This is a genomic window from Breoghania sp. L-A4 (assembly GCF_003432385.1).
Taxonomy (GTDB): Bacteria; Pseudomonadota; Alphaproteobacteria; order Rhizobiales; family Stappiaceae; genus Breoghania.
Window position 1 is genome coordinate 4,974,267 of sequence record NZ_CP031841.1, and the last position, 14,892, is coordinate 4,989,158.

The window sequence follows — 14,892 nt, forward strand, 5'->3', positions numbered from 1 at the left end:
TAGCGTTGCAGATGGCGCAGCCGAAATAAGTAGCAACGGAACGGCCATGAACACAAGAGAGCGGATCGAAACAAAGCTGCGCGAGGGCCTCGCGCCCGAGGCGCTGGAGGTGATCGACGAGTCACATTTGCACGCCGGCCACGCCGGCGCGCGCGAGGGCGGCGAGTCGCATTACCGCGTGCTGGTGCGCGCCGAAGCCTTTGCCGGCAAGAGCCGGCTGGAACGCCATCGCATGATCAACGCGTTGCTGGCCGAGGACCTCGCCGGCACCGTTCACGCGCTGGCCATTCGCGCCTCCGCGCCCGGCGAAGCCGGCTGATCGGAGCCTCGGCTGTTGAACCTCAAGGCGTCTCCGCGCGCACCGGTACGTCGCTGCGCGCGGCGACACGCTCCATGCCGTTGCCGTCCAGCGGCATCACCCGCAGCCGCGTGATGCGGTTCTTTTCCTTGCGCATCACCGTGAAGCGGAAGCCGTGGAAGGTGAACACCTGCCGCTCCTCGGGGATCATCCGCGCATCGTGGATCACCAGCCCGGCGATGGTCGTCGCCTCCTCGTCGGGCAGTCGCCAGTCCATCACCCGGTTGAGATCGCGGATCGGCACCGAGCCGTCGGCGATCACCGAGCCGTCTGGCTGCGGCCGCACGCCTTCCACGACCACATCGTGCTCGTCGGAAATCTCGCCGACGATCTCCTCCAGGATATCCTCCAGCGTCACCAGACCCATCACCTCGCCGTATTCGTCGACGACCAGGGCGAAATGGCTCTTGCGCTTGAGGAAGCTGTTGAGCTGATCCTGCAGCGAGGTGTTCTCCGGCACGAACCAGGGCGCGGCGGCGATATCCTCGACGTCGAGCTTCTCGATGTCGCCGCCGCAGGCATTGTAGGCGCGCAGCAAATCCTTGGCGTGCAGCACGCCGACGATGTTGTCCGGCGCGTCGCGCCACAGCGGCAGCCGCGTGTAGGAGCTCGACAGCACCTCGTCGACCAGCGTCTTGGGCGGCGCGCCGGCGTTCAGCGCATGCATGTTGGTCCGGTGCACCATAACGTCGGAGACGTCCATGTCAGCCAGATCCAGCAGGCCGCCGAGGCGGTCGCGCTCGGCCTTCACCAGCCCGCCGGTCAGATGCTGCAGATCCACCGCGCCGCGCAGCTCCTCGTGCGCCGACAGCACCGCGGTGTTGGCGTCCACATCGACGCCGAAGACGCGCAGCAGACGGCGTACAAAGATCTCGATGCCCGCGATTACTGGTCCGAAGACCGCCACCATGACGCGGACGATCGGTGCGACCGACAGCGCGAAACGTTCCGGGTCGCCAATGGCCCAGGTTTTCGGCAGCACCTCTGAGAACACCAGCACCAACACCGTCATGATCAGCGTGGCGTAGAGGACGCCGGTGTCGCCGAACAACGTCAACAACACGCTCGTAGCCAGCGACGAGGCGAGGATATTCACCAGGTTGTTGCCCAGCAGCAACGCGCCGATCAGCCGCTCGCGCGACAGGATCAGCTTCGAAACCAGCACGGCGCGGTGATCGCCGCTTTTCTCGATCTGGTGGATGCGCGCGCGCGATGCCGCCGTCAGCGCCGTCTCCGAGCCGGAAAAGAAACCCGACATGACCAGCAAAACGACAATGCCGGCGATGGTCAGCCAAAGTCCGGGATCCGTCATGATGGATGCATCTCCTCGAGGAATGCCGCGACGCGCGCCGGATCGACGCCCGTCTCGACGAAGGATTGTCCGATACCGCGGGTCAGAATGAAGGTCAGCGCGCCGCGCGAGACCTTCTTGTCCTGCGCGATGCTGTCCATCAGCGCCGCCACCGGCGGCAGCTGGCCCGGAATCTGCTGCATGTGCACCGGAAGGCCGATGGCGCTCAGGTGACGCTCGACCCGCGCCACATCGTCTTCAGGGCACAGCCCCAGTTCGGCGGAAAACCGGTGCGCCAGGCTCATGCCGATCGCAACGCCTTCGCCGTGCACCAGCAAGGCGCCGTCGTAGCCGACGGCCGCCTCCAGCGCGTGGCCAAAGGTGTGCCCCAGATTGAGCAGCGCGCGTCGTCCCGCCTCGCGTTCGTCAGCGGCGACAACGCTCGCCTTGGCGCGGCAGGACCGGGCGATCGCCTCGATCCGCGCCGGGCCGCCGTCGAAAATCCCGCGCCAGTTCTCCTCCAGCCAGACGAAAAACTCCGGATCGTCGATCAGCCCGTATTTGGCGACCTCGGCATAGCCGGCGCGAAAGTCGCGTTCGGTGAGCGTATCGAGCGTGTCGGTGTCCGCCAGCACCAGCGCCGGCTGGTTGAAGACGCCGATGAGATTCTTGCCGAACCGCGTGTTGATGCCTGTCTTGCCGCCCACCGAGCTGTCCACCTGGGCCAGCAGTGTCGTGGGAACCTGCACGAAGGTCATGCCGCGGCGCACGACGCCTGCGACGAACCCTGCCAGATCGCCGACGACGCCGCCGCCAAGCGCCACGATCACATCGTTGCGCTCGAGTCGGGCGGCCAGCACCTGATCGCAGACGTCCTGGAACGTGGCGAAGCTCTTCGACCCCTCGCCCGGCTTGACCATGATCACCGTGGAAGTAAGGCCCGCCGCATCCGTGCCGCGGACGAAGGCGTCCAGATGATGCCGCGCCACATTGCTGTCGGTGACGATCGCCAGCCGTGCGTCGGGAAATTTTTCAGCCAGATTCGCGCCGGCCTCACTGATGAGTCCGGGGCCGATCAGGATATCGTATCCGCGATCGCCCAGTTCAACCCGCACCCGCTCGTGTTTGTCGGTATCTGCCGCCAGATCCATCATGAATGTCCGTCTTTTCATCAAGGTGCATCGAGCCGGTATCAGATCGCGGGGCCGGCCTCGGGATGCGCCGCGAAATAGTCATCCAGCCCCGCCAGGATCTCGTCGACGATGACCTCGTGCGGCACATCGCGCGAGATCACCGTGACATCGGCTTGCGCGTAGACCGGATCGCGTTCCGCAAGCAGCTTGCGCATGACACCTTCCGGATCCGGATTTTGCAACAGCGGACGCGACGTCCTGCGGCTGACGCGTGCGAAAAGGGTCTCGAAATCCCCCTTCAGCCAAACGGATACGCCGCGTTCGGCAATATTGGCGCGCGTCTGCGCGTTCATGAAGGCGCCGCCGCCGGTCGCCAGCACCCGGGGCGGCTGTCCGAGCAGACGGGCTATGACCCGCCGTTCTCCGGCGCGGAAATAGTCCTCGCCGTGACGGGCGAAGATCTCCGGTACGGTCAGATTGGCGGCTTCCTCGATTTCGTGATCGGCGTCGACGAAGGGGATCTTCAGCCGCGCGGCCAATTGGCGTCCCACACTGGTCTTGCCGCAGCCCATCATGCCGACGAGCACGATCGAGCGCGCGCCGAGGCGCTCCCGCAACCGGTCCGGGTCGCGATCGTGCATCGCTGGCTGCGCCGCTTGGCCACTGCGGCTTTGAGAAAAGTTCACGCGGACTGTCTCCTGGGCATCGTGCCGAAGCTCAGCCAAGCTTTGAGCGTATGCGCCGCACCCCTGTCAAGCGTGGCGGGGCGATGCGGCCTTGTCAGGATCGCCCCGATGAACGAAAAAGACACGCGACGATAACATCGAACCGGAGCGCGTTCCGGTGCAGCAGATGGAATCCCGGACGGACATGCCGACACTCACGCGATACCTGTTCTTGCTGATCGTGCTTGGCGGCTGCGGCTATGGGGTGCTCTACGCGCTGGCGAACTTCGTCGAGCCCACGCCGCGCCAGATCACCGTGCGCCTGCCGGTCGACCGGCTGTACCGCTGAGCTGACCGGCCGCGACGGCGCGAGGCGGCCCCGATATCACGACGGCGCGACGGCGCCACTGTCCGCATGGGATCTGGCGGAATGCGCGAAGGCCACCACTCAGAGGCGTTTCTGGAGATGCTCGCGGTGGAGCGCGGCGCGGCCATCAACACGCTCGACAGCTACCGCCGCGATCTCGAGGATTTCGGCAGCTTCATCGCGACCTTCGGCCGGGCAGCGCATGAAGCCGAAAGCGCCGACATCGCCGCCTACATGCGCGATCTCACCCAACGCGGTTTCGCCGCCAGTTCCCAGGCCCGGCGGCTCTCCGCGCTCAGGCAGTTCTTCAAGTTCCTGTATGGCGAAGGCATCCGCAAGGACGACCCCTCTTCCACCATCGCGGCTCCCAAGGGCCGCCAGTCGCTGCCGGGCGTGCTCACCGAGGCCGAGGTCGACCGGCTGATCGAATCCGCCCGCTTCAACGCGTCGATCGATGGCGAGAGCGCGGCGCGGCGCCTGCGCGCCGCCCGCCTCTATACAATGCTCGAAGTGCTCTATGCCACGGGTCTGAGGGTGTCCGAGCTGGTGGCCTTGCCGCTGCGTGCGGCAAGCCACGGCGCGCGCATGCTGATGGTGCGCGGCAAGGGAGGACGCGAACGCATGGTGCCGCTGTCCGACCGCGCGCACGAGGCCATGATCCGGTACACCGAGTTGCGCCGCACCGAGGCCGCCTATGCGGACAGCCCGTGGCTGTTTCCCTCCTTTGGCGAAAGCGGCCATTTCAGCCGCCAGGCCTTCGCCCGCGACCTCAAGGCGCTGGCCCGCGACGTGGGCATCGCGTCGGCCAGTGTTTCGCCGCATGTGCTGCGCCACGCCTTCGCCAGCCACTTGCTGCAAAACGGCGCCGATCTGAGGATCGTGCAGCAATTGCTGGGCCATGCCGACATCTCGACGACCCAGATCTACACCCATGTGCTGGACGAGAGATTGAAACAGCTGGTCCAGACGCACCATCCGCTTGCGGAAAAACGTCCGGTTTCAAAGACCTAGGGCGCCACCTGTTCGTGCGGACGACGCAACACTATCGTAAGCTTTGCTGACATAAAATCGCTCCCGCTACCCGAACTCACAATTCCAACGCCCGTGGCGCGGTCCCGGGCCTGTATACCCATGACGGCATCAAGGGGCTGGTCGAGGCATGAGCGAACATGTTGCGGTCGTTTTCGGCGGCGCGGGCTTTATCGGCACGCATCTGCTCCGGTCCCTGGTCGCTGACGGGCGCCACACTGTTGTCATCAGCGCCGACATCAAGGATCCCGCGCGCACCGTCGAAGGCGTCGACTACCGCTACTGCGACGTCCGCCAGCCGATTGATGCGGCCGCCATCGGTCATGCCGACACAATCTACAACCTCGCCGCCGTCCACACGACGCCGGGTCACGAGGAATGGGAGTACTACTGGACCAACGTGCTCGGCGCGACGCATGTCTGCGACTACGCCCGCGCCGTGGGCGCGCCGCGCATGGTCTTCACAAGCTCGATTTCCGTCTATGGCCCGTGTGAGACGGCGAAGGACGAAACCTCCAGGCTCGAGCCCAATTCCGGCTATGGCCGTTCGAAATTCCAGGCCGAGGAAATCCACCGCGCGTGGCTGCACTCAGGCGACGGCCGCCGCCTGCGCATCGTGCGTCCTGCCGTGGTCTTCGGCCCCGGCGAAGGCGGCAATTTTACCCGCCTCGCCGGCCTGCTGAAGAAGCGCCGGTTCCTCTATCCCGGCCGCAAGGACACCATCAAGGCCTGCGGCTACGTCGGCGAACTGGTGCGGATGCTCGACTACGCGCTTGAGCGCGACGAGGCCGAGCTCACCTTCAACTTCGCCTACCCCGAACGCTATACCACCGAGGACATCTGCCGCGCCTTCCACACGGTGGCCGGAACGCCCATGCCGCCGGGCGTGATGCCGCTGCCCGTCATGCTGATGGGCGGTCTGGCGTTCGAGGTGCTGGGCACGCTCGGCTACAAGACCTCGGTCAATCGCGCCCGCGTTCTCAAGCTCGTCAACTCGACCAATATCGTGCCCAAAGTGATGCCCGCGCTGGGCTACGCCTATGAGACCGATCTCGAGGAAGCGCTGCGCCGCTGGCAGGCGGCGGATCCGGCCGGCGACTTCGTCTGATCCGCGCTACCGACGTGACACCCGGGATTGGCGCGCGGCGGTCGCAACGTGATAGATACGCGTGATCCTGTACTCACGGCGAGCGAGCCATGACGCAATGCCCCTGCCGGTCCGGCGAGACCTTTGACGCCTGCTGCGGCCGCTTCCTCTCCCGCGCGGAACTGCCTGAGACGGCAGAACAGTTGATGCGCTCGCGCTATGCGGCCTTCGTCCGACGCGACATCGCTTATCTCAAGGAAACGCTCTGGCCGAAATTCCAGAAGACCCTGGATACCGCGGGCCTTGCGGCCTGGGCGGAACAAAAGCAGTGGGTCGGGCTGGAAATCCTCAAGACCGGCGCCGGCGGCCCCGCCGACAAGCTCGGCATGGTGCTGTTTGTCGCCCGCTCACTTGAAGGCGGCGAGATCCGCGAGCACCGCGAATACAGCCTGTTCCGCAAGAAGAACAAGCGCTGGTATTACGTCGGCGCCGAAAAGGACGTGATGCTGCCGGGCTGAATGCGACAAGCGGGCGGCCGGAAGTGCCTCCCCTCCCGGGGCGCGGCCGAAGGTTGCACGCCACGGCAACAGCCTCGCGCGTCGATCGCAACAGGCTCATTTTCGTGCCATCAGCCAGTCGATCATCGCCGCGCAGAGTGCGCCCCGAGCGACCTCATCGAAGGCGGCGAACATCGGCCCGGAATTGACCTCCATGAATCGCAAATCGCCATCGTCTGCGGTCTTCAGATCGAAGGCGCAGAAATCGAGACCGAGATCGGCGGCAAGCGCGGCGAGTTTTTTCGCAAGCAGCCCGTCAAGCGCGCTCGCACCGCGATAGACAATGCTGTGATTGCGCCCTGCGCGGTAGTCGAGATCATCGGAAACGATTTCGAAGACATGGGGCGCGCTGCCGACGAAAAAGACGCGCAATTCGGGGTAACGCAGCTTCTCCTGCACGAAAGCAGGCACCGGTGCGCGCCCATCATGCCAGTCGGTTTGTGCGTCCGCCGCGGTTGCATCCAACGTATAGGCGCCACCGGCGACCGGCTTGACGATCGCCGGACCCTCGGCCATCGCGGTTGAAAGCGTCTCGCGTTCGTTGGTGACCCGGGTTTTCGGAATGGCGAGGCCATACGCGCGCGCTGCCGTCAGAATAAGGCTCTTGTGGCCGCAGGCGGCGCTCATGGTCCGGTTGAACTGACGGATTGTGTCGTGTGACTGGCACCAGCCCCGAGCGCAGAGAACCACGCCTGCGCCCGGTCGATGGCGCCGGCGGCCTGCGGGACCGAGAAGACGTCGTAGCGCTGGAAGGCCGCGGCGCAGACAAGCGGCCTGCCTGCGACAGTCATCTCGCCCGTCTCCAGATCCCAGCTCAGCGCCGGTTCGCTTTCCGCGTCGTGCAGCACGGCGTGAACCATCACGCCCGCCGTCCGGGCCGCGGCGGCGAGCGCATGCAAATTGGGATCGCGCGCGCCGCCGGATATCAGCAGCGCGCCGTCGTCTCCCGGTCTCACCGCCATTCAGCGGCGCCCGAAGGGATTGCGGAGGCCCAGGTCGGCCAGCCAGTTTTCGCCGAAGGGCGGCTTGGGATCGTCGACCGTGGGGCTTGTCTCGCCCACGGGTGATTTCTCCTCGCCAACGGCAAACGTCGTCGGGCCTTCTTCACCAAACGCCGGCGTGGTGCCCCACCCTCCTCGCCGAACGCCAATGTCGTGGGATGCGGCCCCTCCTCACCGAGCGCCAGTGTCGTGGGGTGCGGCCCCTCTTCGCCGAGCGCCAGCGTGGTCATCTGGGGGCCTTCTTCCCCGATCGCAAGCGTGGTGGGGCCCTCCTCACCGAAGACCAGTGTGGTGACGGGTCCGCTTTCCTCCCCAGCGCCAGCGTGGTCACAGCGCCCTGGCGGCCGCCATCTTCCTCGCCGGTGGCCATGGTGGTCGGCCCGCCGCCATCCTCCTCCCCCGTGGCCATGGTCGTGGGCCCGGCGCGGGAGCGCTGGGCCGCAAGCCCTTCCTCCTCGCCTGTGGCCATGGTGGTGAGATCACCGCCGTCTTCTTCACCGGTCGCCATGGTGGTGACACCGCCGGCCTCCTCGCCGATGGCGAGCGTGGTGGGTCCTGGCCCCGCCACGCCCAGGAAGCGGATCATGTCGTTGGTGCGGGAGAAGACGCGCACCGCAACAATTCTCTCGACGTCCTTCTCGACGACGAGAACCGCGCAGATGGGCGTGAGCACGGGCAGGGAGATCTCCGATGGCGGCTGGGCCACGAACTCCAGATCGAGGATGCCGTCGGGTGACAGCGTCTTTTCAAGCGGCACCAGCGCGGGCGCGCTCCAGTCCGATGAGGTGGTCAACCCGTGCGCAGTGACGACAAGTTGCGGCGGATTGGTCTTGTTCAGATGCAGGGTGAGATCGACGATCGCATAAATCTTCATCTTCGCCATGGAAAACCTCCCGAATACACAATTCAAAAAAGTGCCAGATGTGAAAATGAACAACTCACTCTACGTCAATTTTGAGTTTCGGACAACAGCGCGAAGCAAGGCGGCACGCACAGGCCCAACGCAACTGTTGCAGCAAGGCGTTGATCTTACAAAAGTATTGATGGGCGGAAGCAACACCTCCAGAATCTCGTCCTCCCGCGCGCCGGGTGCAATCCTTCCGGCGTCGATGCAGGACGCCCGAAATACGCGCACGGCCCTGTCCAAGGCGCCGCGTCAGGCCGCACGCGGCGCTGCCGCATTCCCGCTCTCGTAAAATTTACCATCGCGGCCCGCGCGCCGGCGACGGAAAATTAAGCCACGAGTGGGACACTCGCCGCCTGTGAACCGCAGACGGAACCACGACGTGCGACCAACGACGCCATCAGCCGGTGAAACCGCATCGCAGGCCCAAGGCATGCTCGGCATGCTCCGCGCCCGCCTCTCGGCGCTGCGCGAGGGCACCACCGACGCGGCCGGCGCCCAGCGCACCGCGCTGTTCACCTTCACCGTGCGGATCTTCGGCGCGGCGCTGGCGTATCTGTCGCAGGTGTTTCTCGCCCGCTGGATGGGCGGACACGAATATGGCATCTTCGTCGTCGTCTGGACCTGGATTGTCATCGTCGGGGTGATCGCGCCACTGGGGTTCAACGCCGCTGTGCTGCGGCTGATCCCCGAGTATCTGGAAAAGAACCAGCCGGAACTGCTGCGCGGCGTGCTGCTCGGCTGCCGTGCCTATTCCGTTGGCTCCGCGGCGCTGCTCGCGGCCATTGGCGCCCTCAGCGTGTGGCTGCTCAGCGGCGAGATCGCCTCCTACTACATCCTGCCCGCCTATCTGATGGCCCTGTGCCTGCCGCTGTTCACGCTCACCGACGTGCAGGAGGGCATCGCGCGCGCCAACAGCTGGAGCGATCTGGCGATGCTGCCGACCTACATCTGGCGGCCGTTGCTGATCCTCGCCGTGATGCTTGGCGCCAGCCTCCTCGACTGGCCGCACACCGCGGTCACCGCCTGCGTCGCCGCCATCATCGCGACATGGCTCGTGGGTCTCGGGCAATACGCGGCCATCAACCGCCGGCTGCGCCGCATCGTCGCGCCAGGTCCGCGCGCCTGGGCCCCGCGCGCCTGGCTGGCCATCGCGCTGCCGATCTTCCTGGCGGAGGGCTTCTTCGCGCTGCTCACCAGTTCCGACGTGCTGATGGTCGGCTATTTCATGCCGCCCGAACGGGTCGCCGTCTATTTCGCCGCCGCCAAGACGCTGGCCCTGGTGCATTTCGTCTATTTCGCCGTCAAGGCGGCCACCGCGCACCGCTACTCGCGGCTGCATCACGCCGGTGATCGCGCCGGGCTCGCCGCCTTCGTGGAAGCCTCGGTCAAATGGACCTTCTGGCCGTCGCTCGCCGGCACCCTGTTCCTGCTGGCCTTCGGCAAATACATCCTGCTGATGTTCGGCAAGGACTTCGCCGACGGCCAGCTGCTGCTGTCGATCCTGCTGATCGGCGTGCTGGCGCGCGCCGCCATCGGTCCCGTCGACGCGCTGCTGACCATGGCCGGCGAGCAGAAGCGCTGCGCCATGGCCTATCTCGCCGCCTTCGTCTGCAATCTGACGCTGAACCTGACGCTAATCCCGCTCTACGGCCTCGAGGGCGCGGCCATCGCCACCGCGGCCGCCATGGTCATTGAGGCGGCGCTGCTGTTTTCCATCACCCGCAGGCACTTGGGGCTCTACACCTTCATCTGGCGGCCTGCGGGCGTCGCGCTGGATACGCGCGCGGAGGCGGCCCATGGCTGACACGCTCACCTTGCAGCAGACCGCGCCGCTGGCGGCGCCGGCGCACCTGAGCGCCCTGCGCGGCGAATGCCTGACGCTCGACGAGGCGCTGGGCGAGATGCAGCATTGGCGCGCGCTGGCGGACAACCCGCTGGAGCGCAACGCGTTCTTCGGGCCCGACTTCCTGCCCGCCTATCTGCGCAACCTGGCGCCGGAGACGATCCGCGTCGCGGTCGCCCGCCACCACCGCACCGGCGCCCTGCACGCGCTCGCGCCTGTCGGCCGCCGGCGGCTGGGCCTGGGGTTCGCGGGCTCGGCTGTGGCCGTATGGAGCAACAATTTCGCGCCCCTCGGCACGCCCCTGGTCCAGGGCGACGCGGAAGCCGCGCTGGACGCCCTGTGCGCCGCCGCCACACACGGTTTCGAAAGCCCGCTTCTCGCCATCCCCTTCATGCGACTCGACGGCCCGGTCTACGCCGCGCTGAAAACCGTGCTCGCCGCACGCGGGCGGACCATTGGGCTGGCCGATCACTACCGCCGCGCCAGCCTCGACTGCACGCTGACTGCCGACGCCTACATGGAAAAGAACCTCTCGGGAAACCGTCGGCAGAAGCTGCGCCGCTCCCGGCGCACGCTCGCCAGGGAAGGCGCCTTCGAGTCCCGCTGGTGCACGCGGGAAACTGACGTGGAGGCCGCCTTCGAAGCCTTCCTGACGCTGGAGGCCGCGGGCTGGAAGGGTGAGGGCGGCAGCGCGATCGCCTTGAACGAAGCGCGCGACCGCTTCGCCCGCGAAGCGGTTCTGGCGCTCAGCAAACACGGCAAGGTCGGTGTGCTTGTCCTCAGCCTGGACGATCGCCCGGTCGCCGCCAACGTGATCCTGCTCGACGGACCGCACGGCATCGCCTGGAAAACCGCCTATGACGAGAGCCTGTCGCGCCATTCGCCCGGCGTCATGAGCATCATCGACGGCATGCAGGCGATCATGGGCGGAGGCGTGCTGCGCGAGGTGGATTCGCTCACCGAGCCCGGCCATCCGATGATCGAGCCGCTGTGGCACGAGCGCATTCCCGTCGCCACCGTTCTGACCGCCGGCGGCCCATTGGCCGCCACCCGCCTCGCCCTGATGCAAGCCGACATTCGCGCCCACCACACCGCCCGCGCCCTGGCCAAGCGCGGCGTCGCCAGGGCGAAGCGCCTGCTGAATCGCTAGCGGGTTCACTGTGCTCCATGCGGCGCGCCGCCTGGCGGGCGAAGGCGCGGGGCAAGTTCCGCACACGCCGCCCCTCCTTCGAGACGCGCGCGGTGCCAGTCCCCTCTCCCATTGGGAGAGGGTTAGGGTGAGGGGATCAGATGCCTGAGAAATACTGAGGGATCACAACCCCTTGCATGTTGTTTCCAGCGCAAATCGGCGATGATTTGTGCTGGCCGCGTGCGGATGGCCATCCGCACGCGGCCGGATCGGCGGGGCCGCGATCCCCTTGGTCGAGACCCGTGGGTGAGCCTGGTCCGCCGATCCCTTTGCGCCTGTTCTGAACAGATGATTGGGAGCCAGACCCGCATGCAAGGCCAGATCCAGCCGCAAACACCCGGCGCACAGCCAGTCTACGTCGGCATCGACGTCTGTAAAGACCATCTCGACATCCACCTGCATCCCCTCGGGCACGGCCTGAGGCTCGCCAACGACCGAGACGGCGTGAGCCGGCTGAAGCGGCTGCTGGCCCGACACGACGTCGCGCGCGTCGTGCTGGAGCCGACGGCCAGCTACCATCGGCTCGTCCACCGCTCGCTGGCCCAGGCCGGCTGGCCGGTGGCGGTCGTCAACCCGCTGCGCGCGCGGCTGTTCGCCGAAGTCCTCGGCAGCCGCGCCAAGACCGACCGCGTCGACGCGAAAATGCTGGCGATCCTCGGCGCGACGCTGGCCCCCCAGGCCACGCCGCCGGCGCCCGAAGCGCTCGAGGAACTGCGGGAGCTGGTGCATGCGCGCGCCGCCGCGACCCAGGAGCGCACCGCGCTCGCCAACCGGCTGACGGCCAGCCACGTCGCCGTCCTCAAGGCCGAGCTCAGGCGGCTGCTGGCCGGCCTCGACAGGCACATCGCGCGGCTGGCCCGCGAGATCGGGCGCCGCATCACCGACGATCCGGGGCTGGCGCGGCGCCAGGCCATCCTCACCTCGATCCCCGGCATCGGCGCCACCGTCGCCGCCGTGCTGATCGCCGACATGTCCGAGCTCGGCCAGCTCGACCGCCACGCCTGCGCCAGCCTGGCCGGCGTCGCCCCCTCGCCAACGACAGCGGCGACATCCGGGGGCCGCGCCACATCAGGGGCGGCCGCGCCATGCCCCGCCGCGCGCTCTATTGGGCAGCGCTGTCCGCCGCCAGGTACAATCCCGACCTCGCCGCCTTCTACAAACGCCTGCGCGACAACGCCAAAAAACCCAAGGTCGCCCTCACCGCCGTCATGCGAAAGCTCATCATCCTCGCCAACACCCTGCTCAAGGAGGACAGACTGTGGACCCCAAAATACACTTGACCTGAAACACAGATGCTCACCCGGCGCGGAGCCTGTCCTTGGGCTGGCCACAGGCCAGACCCGAGGGCGCCGACCTCTCCCCATGGGAGAGGTGTCTGAAGCCCCCGCAGGTTCACAAACGGTTCTCCTGCCATCAAGCGAGAGAAACGACTCTTGTTCCTATCCTTCTTCCAGGCAAGCCCCTCAGCCCTCGGCTTCCGCCTTGGCCTCGTCGCGCAGGATGCGGCGGATAACCTTGCCGGTGGTGGTCATCGGGAGGCTATCGACGAAGGCGATCTCGCGCGGATACTCGTGCGCGGCCAGCCTCTCGCGCACGTAGCTCTGGATCTCGCGCTCCAGCGCCTCGGAGCGCGCATCCGGGTCTTTGAGCACGATGAAGGCCTTGACGATTTCCGTGCGCAGCTTGTCCGGCTTGCCGATGGCGGCGGCCAGCGCCACGGACGGGTGCGACAGCAGGCAATCCTCGATCTCGCCCGGACCGATGCGGTAGCCGGCCGAGGTGATCACGTCGTCGTCGCGGCCGACGAAATGCACGTAGCCGTCGCCGTCCATCAGCCCCTGGTCGCCGGTCAGCATCCAGTCGCCGACGAACTTGTCGCGCGTCGCCTCCGGCCGCTTCCAGTATTCCAGGAACATCACCGGATCGGGCCGCCTGACCGCGATCTGCCCTTCGGTCTCCGCCTCCACCACGTTGCCCTCAGCATCGATGATCGCGACCTCATGACCCGGCACCGGCTTGCCGATGGCGCCGGCGCGCGACACCCCGGCCGCCGCACAGGACGACAGCACCAGGTTGCATTCGGTCTGGCCGTAGAACTCGTTGACGGTGATGCCCAGCGCCTCGCGCGCCCACTCGAAGGTCTCGCGGCCCAGCGACTCGCCGCCCGAGCCGATGGTGCGCAGCTTGAGATCATACTTGGCGCGCGGGTTCTCCATCGTCCGCAGCATCTTCAGCGCCGTGGGCGGAATGAAGGTGTTGCGCACGCCGCAGTCGGCCATCAGCTCGAAGGCGCGCTCGGGATCGAATTTCTCCGCCGGTCCCGCGACAACGGGCACGCCGAAGTGCAAGGATGGCAGCAGCACGTTCAAGAGCCCGCCGGCCCAGGCCCAGTCCGCCGGGGTCCAGAACAGATCATTGGGCTGCGGGAAGAATTCATGCGGCATCTGCACGCCGGGCAGATGGCCCAGCAGCACCCGGTGGCCGTGCAGCGCGCCCTTGGGCGGCCCCGTCGTCCCCGAGGTGTAGATCATCAGCGCGGGATCGTCGGGCACGCTGTCGAACGTCTCGAAGGCGTCGCGCGCGCGCTCCATCAGATCCTCGAGACCAAGGCTGCCCTCGGTCGGCCCGCCGATGGTGATGACGTGGCGCAGGTTCGGCAGCTCGCCGCGGATCTCGGAAATCTTTTCCGCGCCGGCGGCGGTGGTCACCAGCACCTTGGCGTCGCAATTGTCCAGCCGGTAGCGCAGCGCGTCGACGCCGAACAGCGAGGCCAGCGGCACGGCGATGGCGCCGAGCTTGTAGACCGCGATATGCGAAAACGCCGTCTGCGGCGATTGCGGCAGCATCAGCGCCACCCGGTCCGCGCGCCCGACGCCGAGGCCGCGCAGCACGTTGGCGAGCCGGTTGGCCGCGCGGCGCAGGTCCTCGTAGCTGTGGGTCTCGTGCCGGCCGTCATGCAGCCTGTGGATCAGCGCGATCCGGTCGGGCTCGGCCGCCGCCCAGCGGTCGCAGACGTCGGCGGCGATGTTGTAGCGCGCGGGGATGTTCCAGCGGAAACCGGCGACGAGCCCGGCATAGTCGGATGCGGTGGGCAGCATGAACGGCCTTCTCTGTGTCGCATTGTGCGCCGCAACTTAACCAGATGCACAGGGAAGAGGCAATTGGGGAGGGAAGCAAAGGGCGTGGGGCGGTTTCAGCTGGCAACCTTAATAACAACCACGCGCGATCCTTCACGAGGTTCAGTGCCTCGTCGCGAAACGGCCGTTGGCAGGGAGAAAAATCTCAACAGCTGGATTGTTGTCAAACGGCATTTGAAATTTTGGTGCCGAGTTTGTGGGCCATAAGACGGAAAAAACCGTTCACAACACCTTTTGAAGCACTTACGACTGCTGCAAAATTCGTTGTGTTACGAAATTGGACCCAAATGTCGCACGACATAGTTTGTGTCGGAAAATTCTCCCACAA

At 66.5% G+C, this 14,892-nt stretch carries 14 protein-coding genes and 1 pseudogene; 8 read left to right on the forward strand and 7 right to left on the reverse strand.

The features are described 5' to 3' along the window. Nucleotides 1-46: 46 nt before the first annotated feature. Nucleotides 47-319: a BolA family protein gene (locus tag D1F64_RS22735; protein ID WP_117414274.1), complete on the forward strand. Its 273-nt coding sequence runs from the start codon at nucleotides 47-49 to the stop codon at nucleotides 317-319. 22 nt (nucleotides 320-341) lie between these two features. Here the strand turns inward: D1F64_RS22735 and D1F64_RS22740 are convergent, their stop codons facing one another. The 3 genes from D1F64_RS22740 to D1F64_RS22750 are packed head-to-tail and all read right to left on the reverse strand — an operon-like array spanning nucleotide 342 to nucleotide 3,423. Beyond that, nucleotides 342-1,670 carry an HlyC/CorC family transporter gene (locus D1F64_RS22740; RefSeq protein ID WP_117414275.1) on the reverse strand — a complete coding sequence of 443 codons (1,329 nt, stop codon included), beginning with the start codon at nucleotides 1,668-1,670 and terminating at the stop codon, nucleotides 342-344. Next, entirely contained in the window at nucleotides 1,667-2,821 is a 1,155-nt protein-coding gene (gene aroB, locus D1F64_RS22745) for a 3-dehydroquinate synthase (protein ID WP_248304558.1), read from the reverse strand. The genes D1F64_RS22740 and aroB overlap by 4 nt, the downstream gene beginning before the upstream one ends. Before the next feature lie 20 nt (nucleotides 2,822-2,841). Then, nucleotides 2,842-3,423 (reverse strand): shikimate kinase, encoded by a 582-nt coding sequence (locus D1F64_RS22750; RefSeq protein WP_117414277.1) that lies wholly within the window; start codon nucleotides 3,421-3,423, stop codon nucleotides 2,842-2,844. A gap of 211 nt (nucleotides 3,424-3,634) precedes the next feature. Here D1F64_RS22750 and D1F64_RS23660 point away from each other — a divergent pair, with 211 nt between their 5' ends. The 4 genes from D1F64_RS23660 to D1F64_RS22765 all read left to right on the forward strand — a co-directional run bounded on the left by D1F64_RS23660 (nucleotide 3,635) and on the right by D1F64_RS22765 (nucleotide 6,448). After that, on the forward strand, nucleotides 3,635-3,796 hold the full coding sequence (locus D1F64_RS23660; RefSeq protein WP_162901204.1) for a hypothetical protein: 162 nt from the start codon (nucleotides 3,635-3,637) through the stop codon (nucleotides 3,794-3,796). A gap of 81 nt (nucleotides 3,797-3,877) precedes the next feature. Beyond that, complete coding sequence (gene xerD, locus D1F64_RS22755) at nucleotides 3,878-4,825, forward strand: site-specific tyrosine recombinase XerD (protein WP_117414278.1); 948 nt, start codon at nucleotides 3,878-3,880, stop codon at nucleotides 4,823-4,825. 148 nt (nucleotides 4,826-4,973) lie between these two features. Then, nucleotides 4,974-5,951, forward strand: a complete 978-nt coding sequence (locus D1F64_RS22760; RefSeq protein ID WP_117414279.1) for an NAD(P)-dependent oxidoreductase — start codon at nucleotides 4,974-4,976, stop codon at nucleotides 5,949-5,951. An 89-nt stretch (nucleotides 5,952-6,040) separates the two neighbouring features. Then, nucleotides 6,041-6,448 (forward strand): YchJ family metal-binding protein, encoded by a 408-nt coding sequence (locus D1F64_RS22765; RefSeq protein ID WP_117414280.1) that lies wholly within the window; start codon nucleotides 6,041-6,043, stop codon nucleotides 6,446-6,448. 96 nt (nucleotides 6,449-6,544) lie between these two features. Here D1F64_RS22765 and D1F64_RS22770 read toward each other — a convergent pair whose 3' ends face one another. The 3 genes from D1F64_RS22770 to D1F64_RS22780 all read right to left on the reverse strand — a co-directional run bounded on the left by D1F64_RS22770 (nucleotide 6,545) and on the right by D1F64_RS22780 (nucleotide 8,371). Further along, the gene (locus tag D1F64_RS22770) at nucleotides 6,545-7,114 is read right to left on the reverse strand and encodes a hypothetical protein (RefSeq protein ID WP_117414281.1); all 570 of its coding nucleotides are present in this window, start codon (nucleotides 7,112-7,114) and stop codon (nucleotides 6,545-6,547) included. Further along, nucleotides 7,111-7,449 carry a hypothetical protein gene (locus tag D1F64_RS22775; RefSeq protein WP_117414282.1) on the reverse strand — a complete coding sequence of 113 codons (339 nt, stop codon included), beginning with the start codon at nucleotides 7,447-7,449 and terminating at the stop codon, nucleotides 7,111-7,113. The genes D1F64_RS22770 and D1F64_RS22775 overlap by 4 nt, the downstream gene beginning before the upstream one ends. A gap of 265 nt (nucleotides 7,450-7,714) precedes the next feature. Next, the gene (locus tag D1F64_RS22780) at nucleotides 7,715-8,371 is read right to left on the reverse strand and encodes a hypothetical protein (RefSeq protein ID WP_117414283.1); all 657 of its coding nucleotides are present in this window, start codon (nucleotides 8,369-8,371) and stop codon (nucleotides 7,715-7,717) included. Nucleotides 8,372-8,825: 454 nt separating this feature from the next. On the opposite strand from D1F64_RS22780, the gene D1F64_RS22785 reads away from it, so the two are divergent. The 3 genes and pseudogenes from D1F64_RS22785 to D1F64_RS22795 all read left to right on the forward strand — a co-directional run bounded on the left by D1F64_RS22785 (nucleotide 8,826) and on the right by D1F64_RS22795 (nucleotide 12,707). Next, complete coding sequence (locus D1F64_RS22785; RefSeq protein ID WP_205470585.1) at nucleotides 8,826-10,199, forward strand: lipopolysaccharide biosynthesis protein; 1,374 nt, start codon at nucleotides 8,826-8,828, stop codon at nucleotides 10,197-10,199. Next, nucleotides 10,192-11,388 carry a GNAT family N-acetyltransferase gene (locus D1F64_RS22790; protein ID WP_117414284.1) on the forward strand — a complete coding sequence of 399 codons (1,197 nt, stop codon included), beginning with the start codon at nucleotides 10,192-10,194 and terminating at the stop codon, nucleotides 11,386-11,388. The genes D1F64_RS22785 and D1F64_RS22790 overlap by 8 nt, the downstream gene beginning before the upstream one ends. A 348-nt stretch (nucleotides 11,389-11,736) precedes the next feature. Next, nucleotides 11,737-12,707: pseudogene (locus D1F64_RS22795) on the forward strand (transposase). A gap of 183 nt (nucleotides 12,708-12,890) precedes the next feature. On the opposite strand, the gene D1F64_RS22800 reads toward D1F64_RS22795, so the two are convergent. Further along, the gene (locus tag D1F64_RS22800) at nucleotides 12,891-14,525 is read right to left on the reverse strand and encodes an acyl-CoA synthetase (RefSeq protein WP_117414285.1); all 1,635 of its coding nucleotides are present in this window, start codon (nucleotides 14,523-14,525) and stop codon (nucleotides 12,891-12,893) included. Between the last annotated feature and the right edge of the window lie 367 nt (nucleotides 14,526-14,892).

Coding starts and splice junctions, on each gene's coding strand:
- D1F64_RS22740 (WP_117414275.1), bottom strand. CDS start 1,670: ATGACGGATCCCGGACTTTGGCTGACCATCGCCGGCATTGTCGTTTTG.
- xerD (WP_117414278.1), top strand. CDS start 3,878: ATGCGCGAAGGCCACCACTCAGAGGCGTTTCTGGAGATGCTCGCGGTG.
- D1F64_RS23660 (WP_162901204.1), top strand. CDS start 3,635: ATGGAATCCCGGACGGACATGCCGACACTCACGCGATACCTGTTCTTG.
- D1F64_RS22760 (WP_117414279.1), top strand. CDS start 4,974: ATGAGCGAACATGTTGCGGTCGTTTTCGGCGGCGCGGGCTTTATCGGC.
- aroB (WP_248304558.1), bottom strand. CDS start 2,821: ATGAAAAGACGGACATTCATGATGGATCTGGCGGCAGATACCGACAAA.
- D1F64_RS22750 (WP_117414277.1), bottom strand. CDS start 3,423: ATGCACGATCGCGACCCGGACCGGTTGCGGGAGCGCCTCGGCGCGCGC.
- D1F64_RS22790 (WP_117414284.1), top strand. CDS start 10,192: ATGGCTGACACGCTCACCTTGCAGCAGACCGCGCCGCTGGCGGCGCCG.
- D1F64_RS22735 (WP_117414274.1), top strand. CDS start 47: ATGAACACAAGAGAGCGGATCGAAACAAAGCTGCGCGAGGGCCTCGCG.
- D1F64_RS22775 (WP_117414282.1), bottom strand. CDS start 7,449: ATGGCGGTGAGACCGGGAGACGACGGCGCGCTGCTGATATCCGGCGGC.
- D1F64_RS22780 (WP_117414283.1), bottom strand. CDS start 8,371: ATGGCGAAGATGAAGATTTATGCGATCGTCGATCTCACCCTGCATCTG.
- D1F64_RS22785 (WP_205470585.1), top strand. CDS start 8,826: ATGCTCGGCATGCTCCGCGCCCGCCTCTCGGCGCTGCGCGAGGGCACC.
- D1F64_RS22800 (WP_117414285.1), bottom strand. CDS start 14,525: ATGCTGCCCACCGCATCCGACTATGCCGGGCTCGTCGCCGGTTTCCGC.
- D1F64_RS22770 (WP_117414281.1), bottom strand. CDS start 7,114: ATGAGCGCCGCCTGCGGCCACAAGAGCCTTATTCTGACGGCAGCGCGC.
- D1F64_RS22765 (WP_117414280.1), top strand. CDS start 6,041: ATGACGCAATGCCCCTGCCGGTCCGGCGAGACCTTTGACGCCTGCTGC.